We start from the raw sequence: 10,683 nt of genomic DNA, 5'->3' as shown, positions 1-10,683 counted from the left end.
CAAGACTCCTCTAAGCCTTACACCGTAAGCTTTTCACTTCTTTTCAGCAAGCCCTATTTAAAAATCCCCGTAGAGACGTTTTTCAAACCGTTTCTACGGGGACATTTATCAGAGAAAAATGCAACGATTAGAACGTAAACGTCGTCCGCAATACACCATAAACCACATCTTCGTTATCCCGATCGCCGTCGGGGGCTGTAATCCAAATGACAGCGGGCGTAATCGAAATGTTGTCGCTCAACTGGAACCGATAGAAAGTTTCCAGGTGAATCGCCGTATCGTCGGACAACGTATCGCTGACGATACCGCCGACATCTTGACCTTCGTAGCCGCCCACGTAAGGCTCTGCCCCAGCCATAATCCCGAGCAAGTTACCCGGAAGTAGCAAATCGGGGAACGCCAAACCTAAACCGTAATACCAAATTTCCGCTTTGGCATTTTGTCCGGCCGCTTGAGCGTGGGTAAACCCACCGTAGGCGTTGACCGCAATACCATCCGTAATTTGATACGCCGCTTGTAAACCGTAGGAGTTGGTGAACGTCGATTCGTCGAAGAACGGATTGCGAGCGCGAACCGTTCCCACCAAGGTATCGAACAAGGCGTCGCCTTCATCGCGGAAATTGTTGAAATAGCCGTGGTGGAACGTGGCCGCCACTTGGAAATCTCCCGACGTGAAGGTTAGCTGTCCGAGGGTCGAATAATCCCCGTTAAACAAGCCGTTTTTCTCCGTGGGATTGAAGGAATCGCCGCCGAAATATCCCCCTGACAACATCAACTCGTCGGTAATTTCCACGTTGACGCCGATGCCGCCCCCGTTAGACAGCCCCATTTTATAAATCGGACTCGATTCTGCCCAACTCGAGACGGCATTGCTCGCTCCCGTAAAGCCTTCAAAGTACGGACTGACCGTCGGTACGAAGTCTTGCCATAACGGGAAAGCCGCCGGGAGGTAAACTTGAACGTTGTCGCCGATGGGGAAGTAGTACGCCAGCCAGCCCACACCGACGCTGCTGCCGGAATCGGTGGTTTGATAGGTGGTCGCACCTTGAATGGCATCGCCGCCAATTTCGACGAGAGGCCCGGCGTTGGCCGCGTCGAGACGAGTCCAAAGTTGGTCGCGTCCGGTAAAGCTGGAGACGAAGGCAAGACGCGCTCGGTATTGAAAGACGCTTTGCGTGTTGTCGGCGCCGACTTCTTCTCCGCCCCAGGCGTCAGCCAGTCCGAAGACGACTTCTCCTTGCAGTTGGGTGGTGGTGGAAAACTGATTGGCTTCGAGTTCGGCGACGCGGGACTCTAAACCGTCGACTCGTCCTCGCAAGGCGGCCAGTTCGGCGGCGAATTCTTCTTGCAAACGACGAATCGTAATCAGATCTTCATCACCGAGGGGTTCGATATCGAGAAGGGAGACGATTTGGTCGAGACACGCATTGAGACCGGCAGCGAACTCATAGCGGGTCATGAAACTGTTGCCGCGATAGGTGCCGTCGGGATACCCCGCGATACAACCGTAGCGTTCGACGAGGGATTGTAATGCTTGGAACGCCCAGTCAGTGGGTTGGACGTCGGAGAGTTGCGACACCGAGGTCACTTGAGAGCGGGAATTGCCAGAGGGCGCTTGCCGACCTTGGGTTATCGATTGGTTTTCTCGGGCTTCAATAAAATCGTCGACGGAGAGCTGTTTGCTCGGAGAGACTGTGGCGATCTCAGCGAGTTTTTTGTCGGAACGGGTATTTGTTTCAGAAGGTTCGATCGCCGCCGAAACAGCGTTCGCGCTCAACAGGACTGCCAGAACGGGGCTAACTCGTAACATCGGCCGGGAATGGTGATACATCTTCGTTCACACCTCAACACCGACCAAATTGTACGGGAAGAATCGAGGTCGAGGCAACGACATTACGATCGAACGATCGAATTGTCTGACATAAAGTCAAACAACTCGATCGCTCGACGGGAACTCAAGTGGCGAAGTGGCGAGACTTCCTGCTAGAACGTGAAGGTCGTCCGCAGGATGCCGACCACAGCGTCGTCGTTGTCTTTTTCACCTTGCGGTGCCGTCAACCAAATCACGCCTGGCGTAATCGAAATGTTGTCGTTGAGCTGATAGCGATAAAAGGCTTCGAGGTGGAACGGCGTATCGTCGGCGACCGAATCGTTGCTGCTACCGTTCAAGCCACCCACGTAAGGCTCTGCACCGGCCATGATGCCGAGTAAGTTTCCATCTCCGCCTAAGTCGGGGAAGGCTAAGCCTAAGCCGTAGTACCAGATTTCAGCATCGTCTTTACCCGAAGCCCGAGATTCGGCGTCGGTGTAACCGCCAAATGCGTTGATGGAAATGCTGTCGCCGAGTTGGTAGGACGCCGCTGCACCGTAGGAGTTGGTATACAGGGCTGCGTTGCCACCAAAGGGCTGTACGGCGGTAAAGGTTCCCGGTCCGAGGTCGAAAATCCCGTTATCGCTGTTGGGGCTGTCGTTGAAGTAGGCGTGGTTGTAGGTCAAGCCCACTTGCAAGTTGTCGAAGTTGAAGGTGAGCTGTCCGAGCATCGAGTACTCGCCGTTGAACAGCCCTTCTTTCTGGCTGGGGCTGAAGGAGTCGCCACCGAAGTAACCGGCCGAAACCGTCAGCCAGTCCGTCGCTTCGACGTTGAAACCGATACCGCCACCGTTGGACAGACCGATTTTGTAAATCGGACTCGATTCGGCAAAGCTAGACAGGGCGTTGCTGGCACCGGTGAAGCCCTCGAAGTAGGGGCTGACGGTGGGGACGAAATCTTGCCACAGGGGATAGGCGGCCGGTAAGTAAACTTGGACGTTGTCGCCGATGGGGAAGTAGTACGCCAACCAGCCGATCTCGACGCTGCTGCCGCTGTCGAAGCTGTGAGTGAAGACCCCTTGGTCGAGGTTGTTGAAGTAGGTGGCGTTTCCGGCGTCGAGACGAGTCCAGAGTTGGTCGCGTCCGGTGAAGCTGGAGACGAAGGCCAGACGGGCGCGGTACTGGAAGACGGTTTGGTTGTTGTCGATATCGACATCTTCTCCGCCCCAGGCGTCAGCCAGTCCGAAGACGACTTCTCCTTGCAGTTTGGTGGTGGTAGAGAACTGGTTGGCTTCGAGTTCGGCCACCCGTGCTTCTAAGCCGTCCACTCGTCCGCGTAAGGCGGCCAGTTCGGCAGCGAATTCTTCTTGCAAACGACGAATCGTAATCAGATCCTCATCACCGAGGGGTTCGATATCGAGAAGGGAGGCGATTTGGTCGAGACACGCGTTGAGACCAGCGGCGAATTCGTAGCGGGTCATGAAGCTGTTGCCGCGATAGGTGCCGTCGGGATACCCCGCGATACAACCGTAACGCTCGACGAGAGATTGGAGTGCCTGGAACGCCCAGTCGGTCGGTTGGACGTCGGACAGTTGAGACACGGAGGTCACTTGATCGAGGTCGCGATTAGCACTCGGTCGATCGAGCGATCGCTCTTCGGTTGCGTCGATAAAGTCGCTGACGGAAATTTGTTTACTTCCGAAGCTCGCTTCGTCGATCGCTTCGGGTTTCGATAGACCCACTTCAGACGCGATCTCGAGTTTTTCGTTTTCTGCGCGAACGGGCGCGCTCAGCCCCAACAGCGTTACGAACGCCGGGCTGAACAATAGCATCTGCCAAATAAGTTTTCGCATCTTCCCTCACACCTGAAAAATAAAGGGCTACTGTGACTAATAGTCACAGTAAGCGATTCATATTCCATAATGCGATCGCGACTACTAAAAATATGTAGTCTCGTATACCAAAAAGCACGAGTAACTGGGGTTGTCGGGCGATCGTGTTAAAAAACCCTAATATTGTTGAGAGTTTTGAGCCCTCCCTCAACTCTCCACGGTGACGAGACTGCGTTTCAACAGCAAACCGTACTCTAGCCCTTCCACGACCGCTCGATACGAGGCGTCGATGATGTTAGTCGAAACCCCCACGGTCGTCCAGCGCTGGTGTCCGTTAGTCGATTCGAGCAACACTCGGGTTTTAGCCGCCGTTCCCGCTTGACTGTCGAGAATGCGAACTTTGTAATCGACCAGGTGGAAGTCGGCGATTTCGGGGAACAGACTCACCAGGGCTTTTCTCAAGGCGGCGTCCAAAGCAGAAACCGGCCCGTTACCTTCAGCGGCTTCTAAGAAATCTTTGCCGTTGACGCGAACTTTCACGGTTGCCAGGGAATTGCTTTCTCCCTCGCCGTCACCTTGGGTACAGTGAACTTGAAAGCCTTTTATCTCGAACAGTACCGGCCGCTGTCCCAACGCTTCCCGCATTAACAAGTCGAAACTGGCCTCGGCGGCCTCGAATTGATAGCCCTCGCTTTCGAGGGTCTTTAACTGTTCTAAGATTTCACGGCAGGCGGGATTTTGTTTGTCTAGCTCGATACCGAAACTGCGGGCTTTGGCGAGAACGTTACTCAATCCCGCTTGATCGGAAATGACGATACGCCGTTGGTTGCCGATCGCTTCGGGGCGAACGTGTTCGTAGGTTAGGGGATTGCGTTGCACTGCGCTAACGTGAATGCCGCCTTTGTGAGCGAAGGCCGATCGCCCGACGAAGGGGGCGCGATCGTCGGGGGCGAGATTGACGATTTCGCTGACGAACCGACTGGTTTCGGTCAGGGCGAGGAGTCGGTCGTCGTCGAGACACTGATAGCCTAACTTCAGTTGTAAGTTGGCGATCGCCGAACAGAGATTGGCGTTACCGCAGCGTTCGCCGTAGCCGTTAATCGTTCCCTGAACCATCGTCGCCCCCGCCAACACCGCCGAGAGCGCGTTGGCTACGGCCGTATCGGAATCGTTGTGGGTGTGAATTCCCAAAGGAACGGTGGTTCCGAGTTCGGAGACGACTTCCGAGACGATTTCACCGATCTCGTGAGGCAGGGTTCCGCCGTTGGTATCGCACAGCGTCAGCCACGCCGCCCCAGCTTCGGCAGCAGCTTGCAGCGTTTTGAGGGCGTATTCGGGATTCTGTTTGTAGCCGTCGAACCAATGTTCGGCGTCGTAAATTATACGGCGTCCCTGGCTGCGAAAATATTCGATGCTGTCGCGGATCATGGCCAGGTTTTCGTCGAGGGTGGTTTTTAATCCCTCAGTGACGTGGAGATCCCAGGATTTGCCGAACAGGGTAATCCAACGGGTTCCGGCCGCGAGGATCGGTTGTAACATCGGATCGTCTGCGGCGGTACGTCCTGGGCGACGCGTCGCACAGAAGGCGACGATTTCCGAACGTTGCAGGGGGGTTTCTTTCAGTTGCCAGAAAAACTGAACGTCTTTCGGGTTGGCACCTGGCCAACCGCCTTCAATAAACGGAACGCCGAGGGCGTCGAGCTGATTGGCAATGCGAAGTTTGTCTTCGAGAGAGAGCGATAACCCTTCACACTGCGCTCCGTCGCGCAGCGTCGTATCGTAAATCCAAAGGCGGTTGGCGGTCATGGGAGCGTTTAAAAGTTCTGAGGAAGTTTTGGAAATTCGGGTAAGTCTTAAGAGAAAGCTGCGGTTGCTCCAAATTTTACCCGATTTTTGGGGAGGAAACCGTTCGAGCTTGTCACAATAGAGAAGGAGACATCAACAGTCAATCTATGCCTAAAGTCACCGCCTGCGGAAAAACCTTCGAGTGCGATCGCGGTGCGAATCTCCGCCGCGTTCTCCTGCACCAGGGTATCGATTTGTACAACGGAAATGCTTCTGTCATTAACTGTCGCGGTATCGGGACTTGCGGGACTTGTGCGGTACGGGTAGACGGGAAAGTGTCGGAGGCGAACTGGCGCGATCGCGCTCGACGATCGCTCCCACCTCACGAGTCGTCGCGAAATCTGCGTTTGGCCTGTCAAACTCGGGTGTTAGGCGACGTGCGCGTGACGAAGTTCGATGGCTTTTGGGGACAAGGCGATCGGGTTGTTTGGACGCCGGACGGAACGGCGCGAGACCGTTGAACGATATTTTTAGAAATCTCAAAGCGATCGCGGGGGTGGGGTTGGTGGTGGCGGTGACGTTACCGTTCGTGCGCTACGTGGCTGAGGGTCGTTGGCTGCGCGGCGATCGCGATCGCGACCCGACTCCATCTCAGTCTCGCCCCGAAGAGGGGTTGCAAACGCCGCAAAGCGACTTCGCGATCCCTTCGAGTCCGACAGCGACGGACATCGACGAGTCTTCGGAAACGGCAGTTCCCCAGTTCCCCAGTCCGACTCCCAGTCCGATCCCCAGTCCGACAGCGACCCCTTCTCCCACGGTGCGATCGCAGCCCGAAAACGAGATTCCCGCGTTGTGGTAAAGGAAACGTAAGCAGAATCAATCCCCGGCGATCGGTTGGACGTTCGCTATACACCAGGAAGACTTAAACGCGATTTTACTAAATTTTTCAAAGGTATCGCACGCTGCTGCCGACTCAGACAGCTATGTCCAATCCACAGAACCCACCCGAGGGTCTACCTCCTGAAGACAGAAACGTTAGTCCTTCAGCATCAACCTCAACCTCTAGAGGGTCGGCTTATAACGGTTGGTCGTCTTTTCCGATTTGGGGTTGGGGGCTGTTGGTACTCGGTTTGACGAGCGACCTCGGCGCGTTCGGTCTCGAAATGTGGAACGTTGCGTCTCGATCGCCTGAAGAACCGCCGATCGCACAACCGTTCGGCCCCACCCAAACGCCAACGCCGACCCCAATGCCAACCCCCACGCCAACCCCCACGCCAACCCCGACTCCCACACCAACACTAACTCCCGCGCCAACCCCCACGCCGACTCCGACGTTTCAGCCTTCTCCTCGCCGAGCCTTATGGTAGGTTCCGAATCTTTTCGATCTTTGTGAAAAGGGGATGGGTTTAGAGAGAAACCGTTTGCAGTTTTCGAGATTTTGTCTCCAGTACGGCCAGTCAAACGCTTTACACTGAAAGTCTGTTTGTACGTTAGACCGAACGCGACGATCGAGCGGGTTAGGTGCGAGAAACTTCAAGTCTTTAGGAGCGCACGCGCGATCGCTTTGAAATCTGTTCCTTTGTCTCCAACATCCTACATCCAACAACAGCTCGATCGCTCCCCCTCTCAATTGTCAATTCTCACAATTGTCAATTGCCAATTTTCAATTACGAACCATGACTCGACACCAGATCTCGACAGAAACGACTCCTGACATTCTCGTTATCGGCGGCGGCGTTATCGGCTTGGCCGTTGCCCTCGAACTCCGACTGCGCGGCGCCACCGTCACCGTCGTCAGCCGCGATTTCCAACAAGCTGCCAGTCACGCCGCTGGAGGGATGATCGCGCCGCAAGCGGAGGAAATCCCCCCTGGGGCAATGTTACAACTCTGTCTGCGCTCTCGGGGGATGTTCGCCGAGTGGTCGCGCCAACTGTCGGAACTGTCGGGACTGTCGGCGGGATACTGGGCTTGTGGCATTCTCGCACCGTTTTACGAAATGCCGAAAACGCAACCGCCAAAGGAAGCGGGGACGGCCGTTTGGCTCGATCGCGAAACGGTGCGCCAGTACCAACCGGGACTCGGAGAGGAAGTCGTCGGCGGTTGGTGGTATCCCGAAGACGCACAAGCCGACAGTCGCGCCTTAGCGCGATCGCTCTCGCTAGCCGTGCGGAAAGCGGGGGTGACGGTTCGAGAGGGCGTTAACGTCGAAGCCTTGATTCAGCAGGGCGATCGTATCGTCGGCGTCCAGACGAACGAAGGACGGCTACAGGCCGGTCGCTACGCGATCGCTTCGGGGTCTTGGGCCAACGAACTGCTGCCGATTCCAGTATTTCCGGTCAAAGGTCAGATGTTCTCGGTTCGCACGCCGAACAACACGGAGAATCTACCGCTGCGTCGCGTGTTGTTCGGTCCCGAGACTTACATTATTCCCCGTCGCAACGGCGAGATCGTGATTGGGGCGACGACGGAAGGAGGTGGGTTTACGCCGGGAAACACCCCCGAGGGAATGCGCGATTTACTCGCTCGCGCGGTTCGATTGTATCCCGCGTTGAAACACTATGCGATCGAAGAGTTTTGGTGGGGATTCCGCCCCGGAACCCCGGACGAACTGCCGATTTTGGGGTCGAGTTACTGCGACAATTTGGTGTTGGCTACAGGACACTATCGCAACGGCATTTTACTGGCACCGATTACGGCGAAACTGACGGCGGATTTGCTGTGGGACGGAACTGCCGACCCGCTTCTCGAGTCGTTTCGTTGGGATCGCTTTCAGGCGATCGAGTCCACAGCCTCAGAAACCCCAGCCGCAGCCGTCCACCATCGCAACGGCAACGGTCACACCGTCCCCTCATCCTCTTATACGACGCTTTCCGTGCGCGAAACCAGTACGACCTCGTTACCGACATCGCCTCAACTCGCCCTCGAAGATACTCCACTGACGATTGCCGGTCGCACGTTTCGATCGCGCTTGATGACCGGAAGCGGTAAATACCGCCATTTCGACGATATGCGCCGCAGCATTGCCCTCTCGGGATGCGAAATCGTTACGGTGGCGGTGCGTCGCGTACAAACCAACGCCCCCGGACACGAAGGTTTAGCCGAAGCCTTGGACTGGAGTAAAATTTGGATGCTTCCCAACACCGCCGGATGCAAAACTTCAGAAGAGGCGGTGCGTGTGGCACGGTTGGGGCGCGAAATGGCCAAGTTGCTGGGTCAGGAAGACAACAACTTCGTCAAACTCGAAGTGATTCCCGATCCGACGTATCTGCTTCCCGATCCTGTAGGAACGTTGCAAGCGGCGGAACAGTTGGTCAAAGAAGGGTTTGCGGTGTTGCCCTACATCAACGCCGACCCCATGTTAGCCAAGCGGTTGGAAGACGTCGGCTGTGCGACGGTGATGCCGTTGGGATCGCCGATCGGGTCGGGTCAAGGTATCCAGACGGCTGCCAACGTGCGGGTTATCGTGGAAAACGCTAAGATTCCCGTGGTCGTCGATGCGGGAATCGGAACCCCTAGCGAAGCGGCGCAAGCGATGGAATTAGGTGCCGATGCGGTGTTGATTAACTCGGCGATCGCGATGGCGAAAAATCCCCCCGCAATGGCGCAGGCGATGGGACTGGCTGTCACCGCCGGACGCCTGGCCTATCGCGCCGGACGAATTCCCATTAAAGCCTTAGCCAGTGCCAGTTCGCCACTGACCGGCACGATCGAGTAGTTTCGGAGATTGACACTCTCTAGCTGTCACGGCGTGGGGATTCTTGGGTCTATGGGAAGCCAACGTTTAACCCCTAACCCCTCGCCAAACATCTTGGCCGTTTGCCCGACGACTGCCAGCCCACACTGCACGATTGCCGGGGCTGCGGCTATATCTCGATCGGTGGTATAGCCGCACTCAGAACATCGACGAACGCGAACTGATACGGAATCCGCACACCATAACCCCTCTTAAAGCGATCGCCCAAAATCGATTTAAGTCCTAGCGTACAGGGAATTTACGACGAGGGCCGCAAAACAGGGTTTTCAAACCTGGATTCCGTATGAGTCCGAGCAGAGTCGAGGACTCATACATTGGTTTTGTCCAACCTGATAAGTCTCTCTATCCCCCCAACCATCCCCCCCACCCCCCTTTGAAAGGGGGGTTGGGGGATAGGGGGCTAAGGGGGGATGTGGTGAAGACTTCTTGAAACTTAACTTATCGAAAAAGGATGGGTCTTCGAGAATTGCAGTGTAATTTGTTATTTTGAATGCGAAATTGGGCGAGAACACATTGCTATGACGCCCCTACAGTAAGGGTTTTACTTATTATGAAATTAGCTTACCACCTTAAATCCAAAAAACTCAAAATACTCTGTAATTTTATATTGTAATTTGTCCCCGATGTGGAAGCGAAAGTCACTTCAAAAACGGTCATTTTTATTATAAAAAACAGAAATCTAAACGCAAAAACTGCAAACGGCAATATGTTAAAGATTTTCAATGCCAACATATAGCAATCTTAGATGAGTCATAGAAACATCGAAACGTCTAAATTCTTTTTATAGCTAGATAGATAATCTACAATTAATTTAGAGCTGCTATATTTTTTTAAAACTCTAGAAATCAGTCATTTGCGAAGTAAAACGGAATTTTTTTAATTTTTTCTAAAATATTCCTTTTTTGTCAATCTCAGAATAAAGATATCAATTCGCAGCCGTTTAATTCTTCCTTGTCAAGAACAGATTTTAGATATTTTTTAATTCAAATTCTACAATTTATTGAAAAACTTGGGGTTAAAACCCCGTCCCTTCGACTTAGCTCACTTCGACAAGCTCACTTCGACAAGCTCAGTGCAAGCAGTGCAAGCAGTGCAAGCAGTGCGAGCAGGGCAAGCCTTCTAGGACGGCTTTCTCTGATTCTCAAGCAATACATTGAGAATCTCGACAGGTGCGCCACCAACGGATGACGCAAAATAGCTCGGACTCCACAAGGCATCTTTTTTGTATGGCTTTGGTAGTCCGGCTTGTCCGTATCTACGACTAGATACACCCTTAAGACTATTGACAATCTGAGAAACCGATAACTTCGGCGGATACTCAATAAGCGTGTGTATGTGGTCGCATTCGCCGTTAAACTCCAAAATTTCAAAATCCATTTTTCTGGCGACCGTGTAGAAGAACTTTTCTATCGGGACTTAAACGGTAAAAAAGGTAAAATAAAAGCAAAACCCTTGACTGACAAGGATTTAAGGTGGAGAGTGTCCCCATGAGAGAGACCAC

The 10,683-nt window shown here is 54.1% G+C and carries 7 protein-coding genes and 2 pseudogenes; 4 read left to right on the top strand and 5 right to left on the bottom strand.

The genetic code is table 11. The features are described 5' to 3' along the window. Nucleotides 1-127: 127 nt before the first annotated feature. From GEI7105_RS0101735 to cimA, 3 genes are all read right to left on the bottom strand, one after another. Nucleotides 128-1,810, bottom strand: a complete 1,683-nt coding sequence (locus GEI7105_RS0101735; protein WP_017658768.1) for an iron uptake porin — start codon at nucleotides 1,808-1,810, stop codon at nucleotides 128-130. Nucleotides 1,811-1,983: 173 nt separating this feature from the next. Continuing rightward, the gene (locus GEI7105_RS0101730; protein ID WP_017658767.1) at nucleotides 1,984-3,642 is read right to left on the bottom strand and encodes an iron uptake porin; all 1,659 of its coding nucleotides are present in this window, start codon (nucleotides 3,640-3,642) and stop codon (nucleotides 1,984-1,986) included. Nucleotides 3,643-3,849: 207 nt separating this feature from the next. Then, nucleotides 3,850-5,448 carry a citramalate synthase gene (cimA, locus tag GEI7105_RS0101725; protein ID WP_017658766.1) on the bottom strand — a complete coding sequence of 533 codons (1,599 nt, stop codon included), beginning with the start codon at nucleotides 5,446-5,448 and terminating at the stop codon, nucleotides 3,850-3,852. Nucleotides 5,449-5,594: 146 nt separating this feature from the next. On the opposite strand from cimA, the gene GEI7105_RS0101720 reads away from it, so the two are divergent. Both GEI7105_RS0101720 and GEI7105_RS0101715 read left to right on the top strand, forming a co-directional pair. Then, nucleotides 5,595-5,948, top strand: a complete 354-nt coding sequence (locus GEI7105_RS0101720) for a 2Fe-2S iron-sulfur cluster-binding protein (protein ID WP_017658765.1) — start codon at nucleotides 5,595-5,597, stop codon at nucleotides 5,946-5,948. Then, nucleotides 5,945-6,286 carry a hypothetical protein gene (locus GEI7105_RS0101715; RefSeq protein ID WP_017658764.1) on the top strand — a complete coding sequence of 114 codons (342 nt, stop codon included), beginning with the start codon at nucleotides 5,945-5,947 and terminating at the stop codon, nucleotides 6,284-6,286. The genes GEI7105_RS0101720 and GEI7105_RS0101715 overlap by 4 nt, the downstream gene beginning before the upstream one ends. 216 nt (nucleotides 6,287-6,502) lie before the next feature. Here the strand turns inward: GEI7105_RS0101715 and GEI7105_RS38960 are convergent, their stop codons facing one another. Then, nucleotides 6,503-6,718: a hypothetical protein gene (locus tag GEI7105_RS38960; protein ID WP_017658763.1), complete on the bottom strand. Its 216-nt coding sequence runs from the start codon at nucleotides 6,716-6,718 to the stop codon at nucleotides 6,503-6,505. 385 nt (nucleotides 6,719-7,103) lie between these two features. On the opposite strand from GEI7105_RS38960, the pseudogene thiO reads away from it, so the two are divergent. Beyond that, a pseudogene (gene thiO / locus GEI7105_RS40725) lies at nucleotides 7,104-8,138 on the top strand (glycine oxidase ThiO); the annotation flags it as partial. A gap of 162 nt (nucleotides 8,139-8,300) precedes the next feature. Next, entirely contained in the window at nucleotides 8,301-9,143 is an 843-nt protein-coding gene (locus tag GEI7105_RS40720) for a thiazole synthase (protein WP_223307592.1), read from the top strand. Nucleotides 9,144-10,301: 1,158 nt separating this feature from the next. Here the strand turns inward: GEI7105_RS40720 and tnpA are convergent. Next, nucleotides 10,302-10,592, bottom strand: a pseudogene (tnpA, locus tag GEI7105_RS28605) (IS200/IS605 family transposase); the annotation flags it as partial. Nucleotides 10,593-10,683: the final 91 nt, after the last annotated feature.

The organism is Baaleninema simplex PCC 7105, from assembly GCF_000332355.1.
Taxonomy (GTDB): Bacteria; Cyanobacteriota; Cyanobacteriia; order Cyanobacteriales; family Geitlerinemataceae; genus Baaleninema; species Baaleninema simplex.
The sequence above is the reverse complement of the archived record's forward strand: the minus strand, read 5'-3'. Positions and strand labels throughout refer to the sequence as shown.